17 protein-coding genes are annotated in these 21,455 nt (G+C 41.0%); 10 read left to right on the top strand and 7 right to left on the bottom strand.

Annotated elements, in window-relative coordinates; genetic code table 11:
• Nucleotides 1-61 precede the first annotated feature (61 nt).
• Both I8751_RS08170 and I8751_RS08175 read left to right on the top strand, forming a co-directional pair.
• Nucleotides 62-877 carry a PD-(D/E)XK nuclease family protein gene (locus I8751_RS08170; protein ID WP_214438675.1) on the top strand — a complete coding sequence of 272 codons (816 nt, stop codon included), beginning with the start codon at nt 62-64 and terminating at the stop codon, nt 875-877.
• Nucleotides 874-3,087, top strand: coding sequence for a Piwi domain-containing protein (locus I8751_RS08175; RefSeq protein ID WP_214438676.1), 2,214 nt, complete (start codon nt 874-876; stop codon nt 3,085-3,087). The genes I8751_RS08170 and I8751_RS08175 overlap by 4 nt, the downstream gene beginning before the upstream one ends.
• An 8-nt stretch (nt 3,088-3,095) precedes the next feature.
• Here I8751_RS08175 and trpE read toward each other — a convergent pair whose 3' ends face one another.
• The 3 genes from trpE to I8751_RS08190 form a co-directional block, all read right to left on the bottom strand.
• On the bottom strand, nt 3,096-4,610 hold the full coding sequence (trpE, locus tag I8751_RS08180) for an anthranilate synthase component I (RefSeq protein ID WP_214438677.1): 1,515 nt from the start codon (nt 4,608-4,610) through the stop codon (nt 3,096-3,098).
• A 213-nt stretch (nt 4,611-4,823) separates the two neighbouring features.
• Entirely contained in the window at nt 4,824-5,243 is a 420-nt protein-coding gene (locus I8751_RS08185; protein WP_214438678.1) for a photosystem I reaction center subunit II PsaD, read from the bottom strand.
• A gap of 185 nt (nt 5,244-5,428) precedes the next feature.
• On the bottom strand, nt 5,429-7,498 hold the full coding sequence (locus I8751_RS08190; protein ID WP_214438679.1) for a DICT sensory domain-containing protein: 2,070 nt from the start codon (nt 7,496-7,498) through the stop codon (nt 5,429-5,431).
• An 880-nt stretch (nt 7,499-8,378) separates the two neighbouring features.
• Between I8751_RS08190 and I8751_RS08195 the strand changes: the two genes are divergently transcribed.
• Complete coding sequence (locus I8751_RS08195; protein ID WP_214438680.1) at nt 8,379-10,658, top strand: amylo-alpha-1,6-glucosidase; 2,280 nt, start codon at nt 8,379-8,381, stop codon at nt 10,656-10,658.
• A 130-nt stretch (nt 10,659-10,788) separates the two neighbouring features.
• On the opposite strand, the gene I8751_RS08200 is transcribed toward I8751_RS08195, so the two are convergent.
• Entirely contained in the window at nt 10,789-11,118 is a 330-nt protein-coding gene (locus tag I8751_RS08200) for a DUF2973 domain-containing protein (protein ID WP_214438681.1), read from the bottom strand.
• 206 nt (nt 11,119-11,324) lie between these two features.
• Nucleotides 11,325-11,663 carry a DUF2605 domain-containing protein gene (locus I8751_RS08205; protein WP_214438682.1) on the bottom strand — a complete coding sequence of 113 codons (339 nt, stop codon included), beginning with the start codon at nt 11,661-11,663 and terminating at the stop codon, nt 11,325-11,327.
• 486 nt (nt 11,664-12,149) lie between these two features.
• Between I8751_RS08205 and thrS the strand changes: the two genes are divergently transcribed.
• From thrS to I8751_RS08220, 4 genes are all read left to right on the top strand, one after another.
• A complete protein-coding gene (gene thrS, locus I8751_RS08210; RefSeq protein WP_214438683.1) occupies nt 12,150-13,994 on the top strand; it encodes a threonine--tRNA ligase in 1,845 nt (614 codons plus the stop codon).
• A gap of 204 nt (nt 13,995-14,198) precedes the next feature.
• Nucleotides 14,199-15,887: an NAD(P)H-quinone oxidoreductase subunit 4 gene (locus I8751_RS08215; RefSeq protein ID WP_214438684.1), complete on the top strand. Its 1,689-nt coding sequence runs from the start codon at nt 14,199-14,201 to the stop codon at nt 15,885-15,887.
• A 238-nt stretch (nt 15,888-16,125) separates the two neighbouring features.
• Entirely contained in the window at nt 16,126-16,410 is a 285-nt protein-coding gene (locus I8751_RS29500; protein ID WP_225894031.1) for a hypothetical protein, read from the top strand.
• A gap of 71 nt (nt 16,411-16,481) precedes the next feature.
• The gene (locus I8751_RS08220) at nt 16,482-16,934 is read left to right on the top strand and encodes a uracil-DNA glycosylase family protein (protein WP_404800423.1); all 453 of its coding nucleotides are present in this window, start codon (nt 16,482-16,484) and stop codon (nt 16,932-16,934) included.
• 79 nt (nt 16,935-17,013) lie between these two features.
• On the opposite strand, the gene I8751_RS08225 is transcribed toward I8751_RS08220, so the two are convergent.
• Nucleotides 17,014-17,349, bottom strand: a complete 336-nt coding sequence (locus I8751_RS08225) for a XisI protein (protein ID WP_214438685.1) — start codon at nt 17,347-17,349, stop codon at nt 17,014-17,016.
• Nucleotides 17,337-17,753, bottom strand: coding sequence for a XisH family protein (locus tag I8751_RS08230; RefSeq protein WP_214438686.1), 417 nt, complete (start codon nt 17,751-17,753; stop codon nt 17,337-17,339). The genes I8751_RS08225 and I8751_RS08230 overlap by 13 nt, the downstream gene beginning before the upstream one ends.
• A gap of 165 nt (nt 17,754-17,918) precedes the next feature.
• Between I8751_RS08230 and thrB the strand changes: the two genes are divergently transcribed.
• From thrB to I8751_RS08245, 3 genes are all read left to right on the top strand, one after another.
• Nucleotides 17,919-18,842 carry a homoserine kinase gene (thrB, locus tag I8751_RS08235; protein ID WP_214438687.1) on the top strand — a complete coding sequence of 308 codons (924 nt, stop codon included), beginning with the start codon at nt 17,919-17,921 and terminating at the stop codon, nt 18,840-18,842.
• Between the two features lie 9 nt (nt 18,843-18,851).
• A complete protein-coding gene (locus I8751_RS08240; RefSeq protein ID WP_214438688.1) occupies nt 18,852-19,361 on the top strand; it encodes a hypothetical protein in 510 nt (169 codons plus the stop codon).
• A 456-nt stretch (nt 19,362-19,817) separates the two neighbouring features.
• Nucleotides 19,818-21,431: an NAD(P)H-quinone oxidoreductase subunit 4 gene (locus I8751_RS08245; RefSeq protein ID WP_214438689.1), complete on the top strand. Its 1,614-nt coding sequence runs from the start codon at nt 19,818-19,820 to the stop codon at nt 21,429-21,431.
• The last annotated feature ends 24 nt before the right edge of the window (nt 21,432-21,455 follow it).

Below are 21,455 nucleotides of genomic sequence, written 5' to 3' on the forward strand. Positions count from 1 at the left end.
ATCAATACACGTTAGGGTGTAGTTGAATAAAAAATCAACAAAGCTAAAAAGGATACAAATTATGGTGTGGCGGCCGTATGTAAGCTTTAACATTTGGTCACAGTTCGCTTCATCTGTTGGACAAGAATATTGGCATTGTGATATGAAACGAGGTTTTTCCAGAGCGCGAAAAAAAGAATCATTAGTTAAAGGACTTTTAGAGCAAGACACTATTCCTCAACATATCGGTTTGCAGGCACAGAAGGGCATTTACAAATTTCACCAAAATATTCAACTATTGCACCAATTAGATGGTGTAGAGATAGTAGCAGAGAAGCTGAAATTAGACCAAAAGCCTGTAGAAGTTAAGCAACGAGTTATTAAAATTTTGACCAACTACTATCAAAAACCAATTCTCTGTGAAAAAGATATCATCAAACTTAGTCGAGGTGATGAGGGAATGCCAGAGCCAATTCTGATTCAACAAGGTAATTATTTTTTTAACTTGTTTGTAGCTCTTGACTGCATTTTTATTGAATCAGATAACAGACTGCACATTTTAGATTTCAAAACAGGCACATCTAATTTTGATAGGCGACAAGCATTTGTCTACCTGTTGGCAGCTACTTATATGTTTCCTGGACAAAAAGCAGTTGCTTCATTTTATAACTTGGAAACTAGTAAATGGTCTGAGCCAATTACCGCCACTGATGCTCAACTCAAGGCAATTCAATCTAAATTAGCTCAAATAGCTCAAGAACATCAAAAAGAATTGCGTCGTTACAAACAAAAACCATCTGCATTTGCTGAAATATTTCCTGCTAACCCTGGAATACCCTGTCGAAATTGTCAATTTACACCAATTTGTAAATTACATTCATTGGAGGTTTCTGCATGACTGTTGCTATTACATCTACCCAAGCTTATACCTCTTTTAGTGAAATTTTCCCAATCAAAACTTTACAGCTTAAGTTAATGTGTTTTCGGTTAACACGTGAAATTGATAAAAAAGATGGCAACCGATTGAGCTATCATTTTAGTCGAAAATTACCTGAGACTGTTGTTATATGGTACAAGCCTTACTTTTGGATTTTGGCAGCATCTAATAAAGGTTTACCTAGCAAAGAAGAATTACAAGATGCATTGAAAAGCATTCAAAATGAAGTAGAAGATTTTAAGGAACGCTTATTCGGTTTTCAATCAGTACGTCAGCCTCAACCTACACCTTTTATTTATTCTATGTTAGCTATTCAGGTTTTGAATAAAACCAAATTTAATTCTCCAATTGTTCTGTCTGATAATGGAGTTATGGTCAAAAGAGAACCAGATTTTTGGTCAGAAATTATCGAATTACAAGGTGAATTTCAACCTGCTCTTAGTTTGACAGTGTGCAGTAGCATTGTGTTTCGTGATAATTTGGCTGATTTCTACGAAAAACATCCTCAACGACAAAATTCAGAACAGCTTTTAATTGGTTTAAAAGTTCAAGAAATTGAACGAGGTAGTAACGCAACAATTGTCGGTATTATTGGAACTATCGAAGAGCATAGAGAGGAACTCTTAGCAAAAGCTACTGGTTCAACCAGTAAACAAGCACTACGAGATGCCCCCAAAGATCAACCTGTTGTTGCTGTACAGTTTGGTAAAGATACAAAACAGTTTCACTATGCTATGGCAGCTTTACGTCCCTGTATTACATCTGCCACAGCTGATCAATTTGAAGTTGAATACGGAAAGCTACTTAAGGCTACTAAAATTTCGCATCAAGACAGAACAAGTCTATTGGCATCTTATAAAAAAATAGCAGCAGACGCTTTAAATACTTATGGAATTCAACTAGAACGTAGTATCAATAGCATTCAATATCCAACTTTATTCTGGAAACCTGAATTTCCTATAGAAGAAACTCCTCTACTTTTTGGTAATAACTTTATAACTAAAAGAAGTGATGTTCTAAATGGTCTTAAAAAAGGTAAGGTTTATCGCCGTCACCCTGGTTTTAAAGATAAATACAAAGTGATTCACATTGCAGCACTCAAGCTTTGTGATTTAAGAGTAGATCCGTTCCTTAATTTACTTAAGCAGCGTCTGGAACTATATGGATTTAAAAGTGAAGTTATTACAAAGCAAGCTTTATCACTGAATAACCTGACTAAGACTGAAGCAAGAGCAGAAGTTGAAAAAAAAGTTAATGAATTGATTGAGATACCACACGATATTATTGTAACTTTTTTACCTCAAAGTGATCGTCATGATGATGATACAAACGAGGGAAGTTTTTACCATCAAATATACTCTTTATTACTCCGCCGTCAAATTGCTAGCCAAATGATTTATGAAGATACTTTGAATAAACCTGGAAATTACCAGTATATCTTGAATCAGGTAATTCCAGGAATTCTAGCAAAGTTAGGCAATTTGCCTTTCGTTCTAGCTGAAAACTTAAAAGATGCTGATTATTTTATTGGCTTGGATGTTTCTAGAATTTCCAAAAAAAGGCAAGCAGGTACAAGAAATGCCTGTGCTAGTATACGTCTCTATGGCAAACAAGGAGAGTTTGTTCGTTATCAACTAGAAGATGATTTAATTGATGGTGAAGAAATACCACCTAAACTATTGGAGAGATTATTACCTGCTGCTGAATTAGCAAACAAAACAGTCTTAATCTATCGTGATGGTTCCTTTGTTGGGAATGAAGCTGATGATTTAGTAGATAGAGCTAAGGCAATAGGAGCTAAGTTTATTTTGGTGGAATGTAAAAAGTCTGGTCTTCCTCGACTGTATAACTTAAAACAAAAAGCTGTCATAGCACCTTCACAAGGCTTAGGACTTCGTTTATCATCTCGTGAAGCAATTCTGGTAACAACTAAAGTTCCTGATAAAGTTGGTTTGGCTCGTCCTATACGTTTAACAATTCATGAGAAAGGACACCAAATCTCAATAGAAAGTGTTTTAGAAACTACTCTAAAACTTACGTTATTGCATCATGGAGCTTTAAAAGAACCTCGCTTACCTATGCCATTATATGGATCTGACCGCATGGCTTATCTACGTTTGCAAGGTATTCGTCCTAGCCAGATGGAAGGCGATCGCCAGTTTTGGTTATAGAATTAATCTCAACGCAAACAACGAATTGCCACTAATAATCCCCTCGCTTTATTCAGAGTTTCTTCGTATTCTTTTTCTGGATCTGAATCTGCCACTAAACCTGCACCGGCTTGCACAGTTACCGTATGATCATGCAATACCATTGTGCGAATGGCGATCGCAGTATTTAATTGTCCTTCAAAATCGTAATAACCATACACGCCAGAATAAACACCCCGACGACTCGGTTCTAATTCGTGGATAATTTCCATCGCCCGAATCTTGGGTGCGCCGCTGACTGTACCTGCGGGAAAACAAGCTTTGAGTAAATCCCAGGCGGTTTTATTGGGTGCTAATTTACCCACCACATTACTCACAATGTGCATTACATGGGAATAGCGCTCAACCACCATTAATTCATCAACTTTGACGCTACCACTTTCGCAAACCCGCCCTAAGTCATTTCGCCCTAAATCAACGAGCATAACGTGTTCAGCGATTTCTTTGGGATCTTGGAGCAAATCCTCGGCTAGAGTTGCATCTTCTTTGGTTGTTTTACCTCGTGGACGTGTTCCAGCAATGGGGCGTACTGTTGCTATTACCCCACCATCAGAATCGCATTCTGCTTTCACCATCACTTCTGGACTGGAACCGATGATTTGCCAATCCTGGAAGTGGAAGTAAGACATGTAAGGGGAAGGGTTAATCTGGCGCAAGGAACGGTAAAGCGCAAAAGGGTCGCCTGTATATGGTGTTGATAGACGTTGGGAAATAACTACTTGAAAAATATCACCTGCTTTGATGTACTCTTTTGCCTTTTGGACGCTGGCGCAAAATTCTGGGCGGGTGAAGTTGCTGGTGTATTCTTCAGTTCCCGCTGCTTGTTGATTTCCTGGCGGTGTCCATTCCAATATGGTTTTTTGCGGCGACACGGGTAGAGATAGCTTGCTGACCATCTGGGTAACACGATAGCACGCTTGTTGATAGGCTGATTTTAAATCTACTTTTGGATCACGTAAATCAGCATAAGCGATCGCCCAAATTTTCCGCTTCACCTGGTCAAAAACCAACAGTTGGTCTACCTGCATCCACAATCCATCAGGGATATTTCTCTCATCTGGAGGGTGAATGGGTACACGTGGCTCAATCCAGTGAATTAATTCATAGCCCCAAAACCCAAACAAACCACCAATTCCTTGTGGTAGTTGCGGTAACTGGACTGGGTGATAAGGTGCTAAACATTGGGCCAAAACTCTAAACGGATCGCCTTCAAAGACAACTTGAGAACCATCACGGTGCGTTTGGGTTGTATTACTACCTCTGGCTTCTAAAATCCACAATGGATCGCAACCTACTAAACTGTAACGCCCCAATTTCTCCCCACCTTCTACCGATTCCAACAAAAAGCTGTAGGGCTGACCAGCACAGACTTTGTACCAAGCAGATACTGGTGTATCTAGGTCTGCTACCCATTCTTGATACACTGGCACGAAGTTACCCTGCAAAGCTAGCCCAGAAAAATCAGAAAAATCGGGAAAGATCATAAACAGTTGAGAAATTGGGGAATTAGAGATTGGGGATTGAGGATTGGGTCAGCTGTTTCATATCAAAGCTACATATTAGTTAGATTGCTGACTGTTAACAGTCAACGACCTTAATCAGTAATAGTGCAATGAATATGCGTTTTAGCTTATTAGATATTGGGAAATATTTCCCTAGTACCTAAACCCTAGTCCCCAATCCCCATTACCTAGCCTCTATGCGTCGTAAGTATATTTGCCAGAAAACTTAAGTTTTGCTGGACTGGGGTTTTCTCCGATTCGGCGTGGTACAAAACGCACTTTCTCGCGACCTTCGTTCACCTTTTCTGGGAAGACACCATCAGCTGGGTGAATGAAAGTGGTTTCTCCGTTGGGTAAAATCCGGTAAATTTTGTAATCTGTGATTTTGAATTTCCGGAGTTGACCACCTAAAGCAATGCCATATTCTTTCCGAGCTAGATACAACAGGTTTTCGCCTTGCCGCATAGTGGCAGCACCACCTGTAGGCATTTCAAAAACTTGCTGCTTAGGGCTAGTCCAAGTGATAGCGTACTTTTCTTCCTCGTTTGCTTTTGTTAGCAAGCCACCAGTGCTGCCACCAAATAGCGGAGTTTGTCCAGAAAGTGTTTCTGCCATAAAGCATTCTCTCAACGTTTTTAGGGCATCCTAACACCGTCATCGCGCTCATATTGCGATCGCGTCATAGACTGTAACAGTTTTTAGTGAATTGTTCAGTTGTCAGTTGTTAGTTGTCAGTTGTCAGTTGTAACTAAGCACTAACTTTTTGATCGATGAAGCAGCAAGAAGGACATAGCACCAACTCAAGGCATTTTCCTCCTGCCCCCTGACTTCTGTCTCTTGCTTTGCACCTCACTTTGACTAGGCTCAGTGACCACCTGCCCCCTGCTTTTTTCTTGGCTATTCTCAACTACGGGTATGGTGAAATGAAACTGACTGCCTTGGTCTTTACCTGTTGACTCTGCCCAAATTTCACCACCCCAGCCGTTAACAATTTGGCGACAAATGGCTAATCCTAGACCAGTACCGCCAGTTGTACGCCGCAGCGCTCCTTCTTCTTGATAGAAACGGTCAAAAACTATTTCTAGACGGTTGGGTTCAATACCGCGTCCAGTATCAGCTACGGTAACTTCCACCATCTGGTTGCCGTTGCGAGTCGCCTTAATAGATATTTCTCCTTTTTGAGGCGTGAATTTACAGGCGTTGTCTATAAGTTTTGCCAGCACTTCCACTAACCAATCACCGTCTGCTCTAACCAAAGGCAGGTTTTGGGAAATTTGGGTTTTGATTTTGGGTGGTTTGTCTGCTGCGGAACGTGTACGAAGTCGGCTGAGGGCTAAATCTACGCACTCTTGTAAGGTCAAGGATTCTGGATGCCATTCCACTCGACCGCTTTCGAGGTTAGAAAGGGTAAGAAAATCTTGTACCAGTTTACGCATTCGCTCAGAGTCAGAAAGAGCAGTGCTGAGCATTACTTGCTGCAACTCTAAGGGCATATCCGGTTCGCTGGCAAGACTTTCTAGGCAAACTTGGATTGTAGATAGGGGAGTGCGGAGTTCGTGGCCAGTGATGGCTATAAGGTTGCTACGGGTGCGATCAAGGGCTTCTAGCTGTTGATTGAGTTCTTCGAGGTTGGCGTAAGCTTCCGCTTGAATTAGCGCTGCTCCCATTTGAGTAGCGATCGCTTCTACCAAATCTAATTCTCCTGGTTGCCATTCATGTGGTGGCAAGCTGCAATAGTGTAACTCTACAATGCCTAATAATCGCCCTTGAAATAATACTGGTTCGATGAGCCAAGAGCGAATAGCGAATTTTTTGGCAATTAATGATAGTGCCTTTGAACTAGTCACCCGCGAGTCAGTCAGTGTATCTGCTACACACACACCTTCACTTTGCTTGACTACTTCCTGAAATAAAGGATTTTGATCTAAATCCCAGGTTTGCCCACAAATAGATAAAACACCAGGGTTCAAAAATTCATGTTCAATGATGGCTTGCACATCTGTGGCTTGAGCGCGGTAAATTAAGCAGCGACTAGCTCCTAAATGTTGTCCTAGTTCTTGGGCGGCAATTTGTAATACTTCGTGGGGGTCGAGCGATCGCCGAATTGCAGTACTAATTGAGTTGACTAAACGTTCTTTACGTGCTTGAGCAGTGATAGAACGGTAAGCTTTGTGCAATTTATATTGGCTAGCTTGTAGATAAGTTACTAAGCGCTGTACGAAGGGATCAGTGTCTATGTCACAAGCAAATTCAGCCATCTGATCTGTTTGAGAGTAGCTTCTGGTTTCTCCGATACCAAACCTTAGACGTGCCTGTTTAACTTTGTTTACCAAGCTTGGTCTGTAAATCACAATTCTGTCTAGAAGTAATTCTGCCGCTTTGAGGCTGACTCCTCGCTCTGATGTCCAAATCCCCTCAAATCTGCGAGATGTGTCCATATCTAGACTAGGGGTCAACTCCGGTAGTTGCTTATTTTTGGTTATCGAACCAAGGCTTTCTCGGCAAACTAAGCAAGTAGCATAATTTTCGGCAATTACTACCAAATGCCATTCTTGACTTAAAGCATCTTCAAATTCAAAAGCGATCTTTTCGTAATATTCTGAACTGTTGGTAAAATCCGTTTCTGGAGCAGATAAAACATATATTTGATTACTTCGCTGAGCCAGTCGCTGATAGCGATGGGCTTCTTGACGATAGTATCGCTCTCGTTGGAAGCTAGCAATTACTAAAGGCTGCTCTAAAGTTGCAGCCAAAACTTGATCTTCCATCGCGTGGGAGAGAGCTGTTAATGAAGCCTTGAAATATAGCTGGGGCCGCAGGTAGGGTATGGACTGTAGCAGATCACTCAGCACGGAAGTCGAAATGCTCATGAATATCGTTTAAGGAGAGAAGCCCAATCTGGACAAGATCCACGTCACAGATGCATTGTACAAATTACAACGGACTCTCAAATGAAGTAGACAGTTGCAATATGTAAAGAATCCTGAACAGCACTTTCCACATTAAGGTAGTGGCAGCACTTGATATCTCTTTTAGTTTGTCTTTACTACTACAAAATTATCCATAAATGCTGGATAATCTGGCATTTTGGTTTTTTCACCTCTTAAATATCTTGCAGTATTTTTTTACAGTAGACTAAATTTTTACTTAATGCGATCGCGGCTTGGGCAATTTTGAAAATTAAAAAGGTAAGCGCTTACACCTACAACACATAATTTTTTTCAGCCAGAAGGCAGCATAATCCCAGAACTATACCTGTGAACTTGCCGTTTTGACTATTAATCACAAAGTTTGCTAATTGACACTCATCTTGCCAAATCAAAAAATTATGGCAGATAAATTTACATAAATTAATCTCAATTAATTGATTAAGATTAACTAAACTCACATTTTAAGTAAATATTTTTGATTTAAAAATAAAAATTATTAAGACCAATTTATCGAGTTTCCAGGAAAACAGCATCCCAAACCTTGTAAAAAGCTATGTATCCTCTATAATTAATGCCTCTGAAGGTTCAGTAACACATAAAATCAGGGAAAAGCCCCTATTCTTCGCCTTGACTTCAGATTGAGAAAATATAAATCTATAAAGATTTGTTTCGGAGATTTTGTACCTGCTGTTTCACCAGCAGTATGTAAGTATTAATTTGGCTCCAATAGCTCGAATGAGTTTTCCAGAGCGTCTTCTGTTGCCTTTATTGATGCTGATACGACTACGAAAATATAGACCTCTACACGGAACTTTGGCTAATGACACCGGATGCACTAATGAACCCGGATAAAATTTCTTTGGACGGCAAAACTTTTATTCCCGCAGAGCAGCTACCTATCCCAGAGTGGCCTTGTGTTGTGAGTGAAAGACCACAACCAACTCTGACGGCTAAGGATGACGATTTATTTTTGGTGACGGATACAATGGGGAACATTTCTGGTTGTTCCCTCAATGATGGCAACCCCAGCATGGGACTGTTTTGCTGTGATACACGATTTTTAAATCGTTTGGAGTTGCAGATTGAAGGGCGATCGCCGGTGCTACTAAGCAGTACTGCCGAAAAAGGGTTTTCACTGTCAATTTTGTGTGCCAATCCCAGAATCGAAGAACGTCTTAGAGCCGAAACTGTAGGCATTCGCCGGGAAATTGTCCTCAATGGGGCACTATTTGAAGAAATAGAGATTGCTAACTACAGCACAAATACCGTCAGTTTTGAACTCAGTATCAGCTTTGACGCGGATTTTGTAGATTTGTTTGAAGTCCGGGGTTATGACAGAGAAAAACGGGGTAAACTTTTGCGCCTAACGGAACCAATACCAGAAGAAAAAGCCTCTTTTGCTATTGATGGCGCTTCCTCTGTGCAAACTCAACTCCCTGAATCATTGACCTTAGCTTATCAAGGTCTGGATGGTTTGGTAATGGAATCTCGTATACAATTCCAACATTGTCAACCAAACTACTTCAAAGGTTATACTGCGATTTGGCGACTAGAGTTGGCTTCTCACGAAACTCGTAAGCTTGGCTATCGGGTGAACATGTTCACCAACAACAAATCCAGTTCTACCGTCAGTGCAGCTTTTACCCTAGGACAAGCCAAAGCTGCTGAGTTAATGGAAGAACAGCACTGGATACAACAAATTACACGGATTAGTTCAGATAAAAGCATCTTCAACCACGTAATTGAGAGAGCTGAGCAAGATATCTATTTATTGCGCCAGTCTTTTGGCAGGTATAAGACTGTTTCTGCGGGAGTACCGTGGTTTTCTGCATTGTTTGGGCGAGATTCATTGATTACAGCTTCCCAAACTTTAATGTTGAACCCGCAAATTGCCAAAGAAACCCTCATGCTATTGGCGACACACCAAGGTAAAATCGAGGATGATTGGCGCGAAGAAGAGCCAGGCAAAATCTTACATGAGTTGCGGTTGGGGGAAATGGCTCGTTGTCAGGAAATTCCCCATACACCATACTACGGTACAGTTGATGCTACTCCTTTATGGTTGATGCTATATGCTGAATACTACGCTTGGACTCATGATCAAGAAACCCTAGAGCAACTTTGGCCTAATGCCCTAGCAGCAATGGAGTGGATTGATCGCAACATAAAACAAAACGGTTATCTAACTTACCACCGCAGATCTAAACGCGGTCTGGCTAACCAAGGATGGAAAGACTCCGGCGACTGTATTGTAGACCACAAAGGAGAGCTAGCTAACGGATCAATTGCCCTGTGTGAAGTCCAAGCTTACGTTTATGCGGCGAAAATGCGGCTGGCAGAAACAGCAAGAATGAAGAAACGCCTTGATTTGGCCGATCGCTGGCAAGAAGAAGCCAGAAACCTCAAGGTTCGCTTCAATAGAGACTTCTGGATGGAAGACCAAGATTTTTGCGCTCTAGCCTTGGATGGAGATGGCAAACAAGTAGATAGTATTACATCCAACCCAGGTCACTGTCTGCATTTGGGAATTTTCACGCCCGAAAAAGCCTACAATGTAGCAGAGCGTTTGCGCGCACCAGATATGTTTAATGGTTGGGGTATTCGCACCCTTAGTAGTTTGTCACCAGCTTACAATCCGATGGGTTATCACGTCGGCTCGGTTTGGCCTCATGATAACTCTCTAGTTGCTATGGGGTTGCGATCGCTGGGACTCGTCGATCAAGCTCTAGAACTTTTCCAAGGCTTGTTTGATATGACTATCCATCAACCTTATCAGTGTCCCCCAGAACTTTTTTGCGGTTACGAACGTAATGGTAATAAGGCTCCTGTTAAGTACCCAGTTGCCTGTACTCCACAAGCTTGGGCTACTGGCAGTATATTTCAATTACTACAAATGATCGTTAATCTAGTACCTGATGCTCAAAATAATTGCTTACGAATTATCGACCCCGCTTTGCCAGAGTCGATCAATCGCCTATCATTACACAATTTGCGAGTCGGCCCTACCATACTCGACTTAGAATTTGAGCGTTCTGGTAGTACTACAGCTTGTCGCGTTGCGAAAAAACGTGGCAACCTCAGAGTAGTTATTGAAGCTTAGAAATTGAATAGGGAGTAGATAATTTATTTTATCGCTCCCTGCTTTCTACTTTATGCTTCCTGCAATTAATCAGCGATATAACTCAACTACCATTTCGCGTTTCACACCTTAATGAATCATCGCCACTAATTTATGCTTCTTCTGCGTTTTCACTTTTATGTCCTGGAGAAGCTTCATAAAGAGCATCTAAATGTTGACGAGCATCATCAACGTTGATAGAGCGCATCACCAATAGTGGTTCTTTAATCAAATTGCCTGCATTATCTAACAATTCTGGATGGGGTACAAACTGTCTTTTTGATGAGAAATAACCAAACTCACCCTGATTATCCATTTGCGAAGATCTGGCTGGATAAGGTCTCTCTCGATCAAAACTGAACATGATTAAATTACGAATTAAGTTAGCAACAGCTATGACCGCAAGAATAGTAAAAGCAAGAATGTAAAGTAGGTGTAACATCAAATTTTCCTCCAGGAGCAAGCAAATTTAAAACCTTATACTGTAGCGTTTAGCTTCACCGATTCCATGAATTGCAGCGAAGCTAGATACTTAATGCACTTTTTTTTATATGAAAAAATTTTCAAGCCTTATTTAGATAACGGTAGCATAGGATACATTATTTGTTAATAAAAATAATGTTAAGGATTTTAGACTATCAATGCGATTTATATACCGTCTGGTTTTTGCCAACCAGTTTGCTGAGAACGAAAGCGCATTGCCACATTCCAGCATTCTGTTACCAATTGATGCCAGGGCATTAAAGTTGCCATATCAATCCCGACTTGTCCACCAGTCGCAGCAAACAACATCTTTGCAGTGTTCAACTCCTCTTGCGCTTGCTTAACTCGCAATAGCAAGTCAGATTGGCCTTGTTCACTCATAAATGAAAGCCGTTCTGTTTCCAGAAAGTTACGCGATCGCGCAAACCAGTACTGAAAGTCATCTAACAACGGTTCTAAAATCGTTTTCAGCAGATCGGGCCCTGGTAAATTTGAGTCTCGCATAAATGAGAAGCATACTTCTAACTTCCTTATTAATATTAACGTAATTTACAATTCTTAACATTAATATTTGCTCTCTCTGAAGAGATATTTTTTAAAAAATCTGTAATCTTTGTTACTAAAGTGCCTTTATATACTTGATGAAAATTTTTCAGTTATTTTGCTTAATTGACTTCACCAATTAATACACAAATGCTTACGTATATAATTCAAAATCCAAAACTTTGAGGATTAGTGATAAAAATATTTGTGTATTTAAAAGCACTTATATGTCCTAATGCTTAAATTTATGGTTGAAGTATTGAATCAGAAATTGCTGTCTGTTCGTCACCATAAATTAATTCAACAGTTAAAATAGAAAGCTCAATTGGCAAAAATTAAAGTCGTTATAGTTGAAGAAGTCTACACATTACAACACAACGCACTCACGTATTTGGGTAGATTTTTCGCAACACCAACTGATAAATTACTTGTGCAATCACTTCGCCAATGGTTCAGCAACCGATGTCGCCTAATCAAGATCCCAATCAGCCGGAACAACCTGAAAAAATGTATTTACCGCGTACCAGCGAATCGGAGGAGTTAAAAAAGATTCGCCACACAGCTTCTCATGTGATGGCTATGGCAGTACAAAAGCTGTTTCCCAAGGCGCAAGTTACAATCGGCCCCTGGATTGAGAATGGATTCTATTATGACTTTGATAGTCCAGAACCATTTAGCGATAAGGATCTGAAAGCTATCCAGAAAGAGATGATCAAGATCATCAATCGCAAATTGCCAGTTATTCAAGAAGAAGTTAGTCGAGAAGAAGCACAAAGTCGAATCCAGAGTATTAATGAACCTTACAAATTAGAAATACTAGCAGATATTAAAAAAGAACCAATCACGATTTACCACCTAGGAAATGAATGGTGGGATTTGTGTGCCGGGCCTCATTTAGACAACACCAGTGAATTAAACCCCAAGGCAATTGAATTAGAAAGTGTTGCTGGCGCTTATTGGCGTGGGGATGAAACAAAGGCGCAGCTGCAACGCATCTATGCTACTGCTTGGGAAACCCCAGAACAACTTGCTGAGTACAAACGGCGGAAAGAAGAAGCCCTGCGGCGTGACCACCGTAAACTGGGTAAGGAACTGGGATTATTTATATTCTCCGAGCTAGTGGGGCCAGGTTTACCCCTGTGGACACCTAAAGGCACTTTATTGCGGAGTCTTTTAGAAGACTTCCTTAAGCAGGAACAGCTAAAACGAGGTTATTTACCTGTAGTAACACCTCACATTGGCAGAGTGGATTTATTTAAAACCTCTGGGCATTGGCAGCAGTATAAAGAAGATATGTTTCCCATGATGGCAGAGGATGAGGAAGCTGCCACCATAGAACAAGGCTTCGTCCTCAAGCCAATGAATTGCCCTTTTCACATCCAAATATATAAAAGTGAATTGCGTTCTTACCGGGAACTACCAATGCGCCTAGCAGAATTTGGTACTGTTTACCGCTACGAACAGTCAGGAGAATTGGGCGGTTTGACGCGGGTACGCGGTTTTACTGTGGATGATTCTCACCTGTTTGTTACTCCAGAACAACTCGACAGCGAATTCATCAGCGTTGTGGATTTAATTTTGTCGGTGTTCAATAAGTTGCAGCTGAAGAACTTTAAAGCACGACTTAGTTTCCGCGACCCAGCTAGCGATAAATACATCGGTTCTGACGAAATTTGGGACAAAGCCGAAGGTGCAATTCGCCGGGCTGTGCAACAGTTAGGAATGGAACACTTTGAAGGAATCGGGGAAGCGGCTTTTTACGGCCCCAAACTCGACTTTATCTTTAGTGATGCCTTAGAACGAGAGTGGCAATTAGGAACCGTCCAAGTCGATTACAACTTACCAGAACGTTTTGATTTGGAATATGTCGCTGAGGATGGTTCACGCAAACGCCCAGTGATGATTCATCGTGCGCCCTTTGGTTCTTTAGAACGACTGATTGGAATTTTAATTGAAGAGTACGCTGGTGATTTCCCTGTTTGGTTAGCACCAGTGCAAATTAAATTGCTACCAGTAGGTGAAGCCCAATTAGATTTTACCAAAGATGTAGCCGCGAAAATGTTAGCTGTGAGTATCCGCGCTGAAGTCGATACCAGTGGCGATCGCCTAGGTAAATTGATTCGCAATGCCGAGAAACAAAAAATACCAGTCATGGCAGTGGTAGGAGCAAAGGAAGTAGAAACCAACAGCTTGAGCATCCGTACCCGCGCCTCTGGAGAGTTGGGAACAATATCTATAGATGAAGTGGTGGACAAGATGAAGAATGCGATCGCTAACTTCGAGAATTTCTAGTTACAAAAGCTAACACAATTAATCTAGCTAGACTCCTCGCTAACATTACCACCTTGTTAGCGGGATTTTTTTTGCCAAAAATCCCTGAGTGTCAAAGCAAATATAAATCTATCTATGCTTACCTAGGCAAAAGACTTATGAAGAAATTGTTACAAAGTTTAGTAGAATGACATCATCCACAAATAAGTATTTTTTCTTATTGACATGATAGCGGATCGATTTCCCTGGCTTACCGCGATTGTTTTGCTGCCACTTGTAGCTTCCTTTCTTATACCTGTGCTGCCTGATAAAGATGGTAAACTTGTGCGCTGGTATGCACTGGGTGTAGGTATCGCAGACTTTGCCTTGATGTGTTACGCCTTTTGGAAGCATTACGATGTTAGCAATGCTAGTTTTCAGCTCGCGGAAAATTATGCCTGGGTACCTCAGTTAGGTCTGAACTGGGCATTATCGGTCGATGGACTTTCAGTCCCGCTTGTACTTCTAGCAGGATTTGTCACTACACTCTCGATTTTTTCGGCCTGGCAAGTTGATCATAGACCCCGCCTCTTCTATTTTCTGATGTTGGTGCTGTATTCTGCCCAGGTAGGGGTGTTTGTTGCTAAAGACTTGCTGCTGTTTTTTATTATGTGGGAAGTCGAGCTAATTCCCGTATACCTATTAGTCTGCATTTGGGGTGGACAAAGGCGGCGTTATGCAGCTACAAAATTCTTACTATATACCGCAGCAGCTTCTATATTTATTTTGGTGGCAGCCATAGCAATGGGGCTATATGGTGGCGGTAATATGACATTTGATATCACCGCCCTCGGCATAAAGGAATATCCCCTTGGTTTACAACTACTGCTTTACGCAGGCTTGCTGATTGCCTTTGGTGTCAAACTTGCTGTTTTCCCCATGCATACTTGGCTGCCGGATGCTCATGGCGAAGCATCCTCTCCTGTGTCGATGATTCTGGCTGGTGTGTTGCTGAAGATGGGCGGATACGGCCTAATTCGCTTGAATCTTGAACTGCTTCCCGATGCACATATTTACTTTGCGCCAGTTCTAGCCATTTTAGGTGTAGTCAATATTATCTATGGCGCATTGAATTCCTTTGCTCAGACCAATATGAAGCGGCGTTTGGCTTATTCGTCGATTTCTCACATGGGGTTTGTACTGCTGGGGATTGCGTCCTTCACTGATTTGGGAATCAACGGTGCGATGTTGCAGATGATTTCGCATGGCTTGATTGCATCAGTGCTGTTCTTCTTAGCAGGTGTTACCTACGATCGCACCCACACAATGGTAATGAAAGACATGGGTGGTATTGGTCAAGCGATGCCCAAAGTGTTTGCTCTGTTTACAATTGGAGCGATGGCATCTCTGGCTCTCCCTGGGATGAGTGGCTTTGCTGGCGAACTGTCGGTATTCGTTGGTGTGACAACCAGTGACGTTTACAGTTCGATTTTCTGCACCGTAACGGTTTTTCTTGCCGCAGTCGGAGTTATCCTCACACCTATCTATCTACTTTCCATGCTGCGACAGGTATTTTATGGTGAGGTTGCAGTCCCCGTATGCGACATTAATAATGCCAGCTTAGAAAATCAAGAAGATGAGGGAACGGTTTGTTTTGGTACAGACTGTCTTGTTCCAGAGGAAACTGTGTACGACGATGCTAGACCGCGTGAGGTATTTATTGCTGCCTGTTTTTTAGTGGTCATTATCGGTATTGGTTTCTATCCCAAGATGGCTATGCAGATGTATGACGTGAAGACTGTAGCAGTGAATACTCATATTCGCCAGTCTTACGCTATAGTTTCGCAAACCAATCCTCGGATGTATGCTAATAGATTTTTAGTTCCGCAAATCTCAGAGCCTGAGGTAACGCCCATTTTGGGAACTTTAAAGTAAGCTTTTTGAAATCTATTTCTGTGGAAAAGAGCGATCGCTTCTAATATTGAGGTGATCGCTTTTAAATTAGGATTTTGCGATCGCATGAGGTGAGACACTTATAAAACTGGTGTTGAAAAGAAAAAAGTTTTGTGTAGTTAGCTCATCTTGAATCTTGGATTTTAAGGAGCGCTCTGAATTAATTGTGGCAAAATTGGGCAGTCTAATAAATAGTTAGATCCTAATGTTATTTGTGTTTATGTCACAATATTTATTTTCCAATTTCAAAAACAGTGAATTTCAGGCATTACATCAGGAAATAGCTCAATTTTTTGATATCAAAGAAGAAGAATTATATTACCTCTACCAATTGTTGCGCGAAGAATTCGAAATAGAGGGCTATCCCGAACATACTCTCAGCAGGAACATTTTTTGTTCAGGCGATCAGAGCTTTCAAAAACTCTATGATGAAGCTTTGATTATCGGAATTGATATTCCTAGTATTCTGGAACTAGAGTTGATATTCCTAGTATTCTGGAACTAAATGATGGTGTTTTAGATAAAAAAACAGTTGTCATCCTTGGGCAAGATCCCCGAAGAGAAAGTGATGAAAGAATAGAAGAAATTGTCATAGGAACACCATACGCAATGCATTTAAAAGACTGCCGTGAAAAATTACGAAATACTAGAGTTTACTTTGATTTAATACAAGTGTTGCTAGAAGGAGGTTATCGAGTTTATCTGACAGATGTATTCAAAATTTGGGTCAGCAAGTCTAGTAACGGTTATCGCAGTATTCGTCTTAATCAAAAAGACTGCGATCGCTTTATCAAGGTTTTGCAAGGCGAGTTAAATATATTTAAACCAATTGCCGTCATAAGTTGGGGAAAAGTAGCTAATCAAACTGTTAAGAATTTAGACTTAAAAACCAACCATTTTGCCTTTCCACATCCTAGCGGTGCTGCAAATGGTGCATGGCGTAAACTTCTAGGTAAATCACCAACACGAGAAAACAAAGTTAACTTCTGGAAACAGACAATCATTGGCTATTTAAATGATTTATCCTGATACAAAATTGCTTGTTACTCGAATTATATAACGAGAATTTATTAACAAAGTTTGGTGGCTGAGTCGCAATTTGCTCAAACTATGCCACAGCAAATCCTGTGTATGGTCTAACATCTGGCTCATGAAATGCTAAAACAATATCCTCTTTAGGAATACCAGCTTGGACTAATTCATTGGCAATTCCGTCTTCTGTTCCGTCTCGTTGCACCCAAACTTTACCATTAGTAATGCTGAGATGAATTAGACAACCATGAATGCGTCCTTCTTTACCCCAACCAACAGAAACAATTAAATATTGGTCTGTTTCAGGATCAAAAGCAGCTTGATTTTCAATATCTGCATTTGCATAAGAAATATTGATATACTGTTTGATAACATCCCGAATAATTTGACGATATTTTGCTAACTTATCCATTTCAAAATTACCTCATTTTTTGGTTCAAAGATAATTAATTTAATCAGCTTTTTGTCTAATAAAATCTGTCCAATAGCTTCTTCAAACAAATCAGCATAAACATTTTGACGAATAGCCAAATATAATTCTCTGTCTGGCTGTATTAATTCCAAAGAATTCTCATAAATAATATATTGTCCTACAGCATTTTTCAAATCTTCAATTTCAGAAGCACCAACAAAGCTTTTGATTTCTACAGCAATTTTACGACCTTGTTTTTCGGCAGCCAAAAGTTTTTCTGCACCTAAATCAATAAACAAATCTTTTCTACCAATCTTTAGTGTCAGTGGATCGTGGGTAATTATCCATTGATCTTTGATTAAGGCATTTCTCACACTATCGTGATAGATATCTTTTGCTGGCACTCTAGATTCTCAGATAGCAAATGATTACACTATTTAGTATATCCCTAATTTTTATTCAGGATTACCAGGAAAATATTCTCCAAATCGCTAACGCAAAGGTGTAAAATTTCGACTTTTCAACCCTTTATATGAGATGCTGTTTGATTAGTTAGTGAATATTTGCAGATGTCTGGTGTTTCTAGTGTCAATGTTACTGTTCCTGCCACAACTGCTAATTTGGGGCCTGGTTTTGACTGCATCGGCGCAGCTTTAACGCTGTACAACGAGTTTAACTTCACTCGCCTAGAAGAAGGTGGGTTAACTATTCATGTCACAGGCGCAGAAGCTGAACGAGTACAAACTGATGAGAGCAATCTTCTCTATCAGGCATTTTTGAAGTTATATCAATATATAGAGCAAACGCCGCCATCTGTGAAAATGGAGATTCAGTTGGGTGTACCACTAGCGCGGGGTTTGGGTAGTTCGGCAACAGCAATTGTTGGTGGGTTAATTGGTGCTAATGAATTAGCGGGTACGCCTCTGTCTGTGTTGCAAGTAATGGAATTAGCGATCGCAATGGAAGGACATCCTGATAATGTCGTTCCAGCTTTGTTAGGGGGATGTCGTCTGGCTGCTAGTAGTGATACAGGTTGGGAAATTTGTGATGTTCCCTGGCATCAAAATGTTATACCAGTTGTAGCTATTCCTGATTTTGAACTTTCCACCAAAGAGGCGCGGCGGGTTTTACCAACACAAGTAAGTCGTGCAGATGCGATTTTCAATACGGCGCATCTAGGTTTATTATTGCGTGGTTTGGAAACTGGTAAGAGAGAATGGTTAAGAGCTGCTTTGCAAGATAGGTTACATCAGCCTTATCGTCAAGCCTTGATTTCTGGTTACGATGCTGTTAAGGCAGCTGCGATCGCTGCTGGTGCTTATGGCATGGTGATTAGTGGTGCGGGGCCAACGCTGTTAGCTTTAGCAGATACAACACAGTCACAGGCTGTAGAAATGGCAATGTTAACCGCTTGGCAAGAAGCAGGAATTACAGCTGTTGTGCGATCGCTTTGCATTGATACCCAAGGCGCAAGCAGCTTTCACGAAGGATAAACAGGAATTATGCAGCAAATTCAGGCAGAAATAGCAGCACTTAACTCTCAGATTCAAGTTCTCCGGCAAGAACGTGCTGCTCTCAATATTAATAATGCAATATCTGGTGGGAATGATTCCCTTATAGCTACAGTTGAGGCTTACCGCCGTCAAGCCAGAGAAAATCCCCAATTATCTGCGGAACTTAAGGGTATAGATGATGCGATCGCGGCTTTGGAAGTGCAGCTACATCATAAACAAACTGAATTAGCCTGTTGTCAAATCGAATCAAAACAATTGACCCCACAACAGCAACTAGACGAAGCCAAAAGAGTAGCTCAGGTTCACGCTCAACGTATTAACCAACTTGCAGGAGAACTAGCAACAGAAATCCGCTTTCTCAAGGCATGTGCTGATCAACTAAGCCCCATGTATTGGCAGGTATACTACAAACCTTTCATTACTGGCTTTAAAACAATATCAGTTCCTTATGTACGTTCAGATGGGGAAGTATGGTCAATTGTCAACAGGATTGTTTAATGATTAGCCCTTTCAAGGTAAATCGTAAAATAAGATTGTTTTTTCTCAGCGCTCTCTGTGCCTCTGTGGTGTAAAAATAACTTATCTAACCGCAGAGGCGCAGAGAACTCAGAGGCAAAAGCTAAAAAAGGGATTTTTTGACCGAAATTCCTATCTATCCTGAAAAAGCTAGTCTGATAAATCAACACAAACTTGAGACATAAATATTAAATCTTGTAACGGTGGCGTGAGCCACCGTTTTTTGTTGACGTTGCAAAAGTTTACATTTACAATGGAAGCGCCAAAATCTATAAGTATTTATTCTTATCAATCCTCGAAAATAGCATTTTTATGAGTGTATATTCCTTACCGAAGCTGAAAATTTAATCTTAATAGAGATAAATAACGTTTACAAAAGTACGAATTCCTTAATATAATGTAATCAAAAGAGAAAAAGCAAAACGATTGTCAGAAGTGATGAATCCTACTCAATTTCCTTGGCTAACAGCCATAATCCTCTTGCCCTTGGTGGCTGCCTTAGCCATCCCCTTAATCCCAGATAAGGAAGGCAAAACTGTCCGCTGGTATGGTCTGGGAGTTGCTTTTACAGATTTTGCATTGATGATTTATGCCTTCTGGCACAGTTACAACTTTCAAAGTTCAACATTCCAACTTGTAGAAAACTATTCTTGGATACCACAGTTGGGTTTGAACTGGTCTGTAGCAGTTGATGGTCTGTCGATGCCCTTAGTACTTCTGACAGGCTTAATTAATACCCTCGCAATCTTCGCGGCTTGGAAAGTTACCAACAAGCCGCGATTATTTTATGGATTGATGCTGGCAATGTACAGCGCCCAGCTTGGTGTGTTTGTTGCCCAAGATTTGTTGCTATTCTTCTTGATGTGGGAAATCGAGTTAGTACCTGTGTACTTGCTAATCTCCATCTGGGGTGGGCCAAAACGCCGTTATGCAGCTACTAAATTCATTATTTACACCGCCGCTGCATCTATATTTATCTTGATTGCGGGTTTTGCAATGGCATTCTCTGGAGATAATGTCACCTTCGACATGGCAACTCTAGGAATGAAGGAATACCCAAAAGCTTTTGAACTTTTAGTTTATGCAGGTTTCTTGATTGCCTTCGGTGTGAAACTGCCGATTTTTCCTCTGCACACTTGGCTACCTGATGCCCACGGTGAAGCATCTGCACCCGGTTCGATGATTTTGGCTGGTGTGTTATTGAAAATGGGTGGATATGCCCTGATTCGTTTCAATGTGGAAATGTTACCCAATGCCCACGTTACCTTTGCTCCAGTGCTAGCAATTTTGGGTGTAGTGAACATTGTCTACGGTGCTTGTTGCGCCTTTGCTCAAACAAACCTCAAACGACGCTTGGCTTACTCTTCAATTGCTCACATGGGGTTTGTGCTAATTGGTATTGCTTCCTATACAGAACTTGGTATTAGTGGTGCTGTTCTACAAATGGTTTCTCACGGCTTGATTGCCGCTAGCTTATTTTTCTTATCCGGCGTGACTTACGAACGCACCCACACTTTAATGATGGACAAAATGGGTGGCATGGCGAAGGTAATGCCCAGAACCTTTGCTCTGTTTACCGTTGGTTCAATGGCTTCTCTAGCTTTACCAGGAATGAGTGGCTTTGTGGGTGAGTTGATGGTGTTCATCGGTATTGCCACCAGTGATGTTTACAGTTCCAGTTTTAAAGTTGTAGTTGTCCTGCTATCAGCAGTTGGCGTGATTCTGACTCCGATTTACTTACTCTCCATGCTCCGCCAAGTATTCTACGGCAACCAAAGTGAAGAGTTACATCTGGATGCTGTAATAGCTGATGTTAAACCCCGCGAATTGTTTATCACGGCTTGTTTGCTGCTGCCAATCATCGGTATCGGCTTCTATCCTAAATTGGCAACGCAGACTTATGATGTCAAGACAATAGAATTAGCAGCCCATGCTCGCCAAGTTCTACCAGTCGTCGCTCATCAACAGCCATCAAGTTTATACTCGCGCCTTGTGACAGCGCCAACACTGGCTTCTTCTGAGGTTGAAAGTTTAGTTAATATTTCAAAGTAAAAATACTACCCAACTAGGGTGCTG

It is taken from the genome of Atlanticothrix silvestris CENA357, assembly GCF_016056295.1.
GTDB lineage: Bacteria > Cyanobacteriota > Cyanobacteriia > Cyanobacteriales > Nostocaceae > Atlanticothrix > Atlanticothrix silvestris.

Coding starts and splice junctions, on each gene's coding strand:
- I8751_RS08245 (WP_214438689.1), top strand. CDS start 19,818: ATGAATCCTACTCAATTTCCTTGGCTAACAGCCATAATCCTCTTGCCC.
- I8751_RS08205 (WP_214438682.1), bottom strand. CDS start 11,663: ATGCGAGACTCAAATTTACCAGGGCCCGATCTGCTGAAAACGATTTTA.
- I8751_RS08215 (WP_214438684.1), top strand. CDS start 14,199: ATGATAGCGGATCGATTTCCCTGGCTTACCGCGATTGTTTTGCTGCCA.
- thrB (WP_214438687.1), top strand. CDS start 17,919: ATGTCTGGTGTTTCTAGTGTCAATGTTACTGTTCCTGCCACAACTGCT.
- I8751_RS08170 (WP_214438675.1), top strand. CDS start 62: ATGGTGTGGCGGCCGTATGTAAGCTTTAACATTTGGTCACAGTTCGCT.
- I8751_RS08190 (WP_214438679.1), bottom strand. CDS start 7,498: ATGAGCATTTCGACTTCCGTGCTGAGTGATCTGCTACAGTCCATACCC.
- I8751_RS08240 (WP_214438688.1), top strand. CDS start 18,852: ATGCAGCAAATTCAGGCAGAAATAGCAGCACTTAACTCTCAGATTCAA.
- trpE (WP_214438677.1), bottom strand. CDS start 4,610: ATGATCTTTCCCGATTTTTCTGATTTTTCTGGGCTAGCTTTGCAGGGT.
- I8751_RS08200 (WP_214438681.1), bottom strand. CDS start 11,118: ATGTTACACCTACTTTACATTCTTGCTTTTACTATTCTTGCGGTCATA.
- thrS (WP_214438683.1), top strand. CDS start 12,150: ATGGTTCAGCAACCGATGTCGCCTAATCAAGATCCCAATCAGCCGGAA.
- I8751_RS08195 (WP_214438680.1), top strand. CDS start 8,379: ATGACACCGGATGCACTAATGAACCCGGATAAAATTTCTTTGGACGGC.
- I8751_RS08185 (WP_214438678.1), bottom strand. CDS start 5,243: ATGGCAGAAACACTTTCTGGACAAACTCCGCTATTTGGTGGCAGCACT.
- I8751_RS08225 (WP_214438685.1), bottom strand. CDS start 17,349: ATGGATAAGTTAGCAAAATATCGTCAAATTATTCGGGATGTTATCAAA.
- I8751_RS08175 (WP_214438676.1), top strand. CDS start 874: ATGACTGTTGCTATTACATCTACCCAAGCTTATACCTCTTTTAGTGAA.
- I8751_RS29500 (WP_225894031.1), top strand. CDS start 16,126: ATGTCACAATATTTATTTTCCAATTTCAAAAACAGTGAATTTCAGGCA.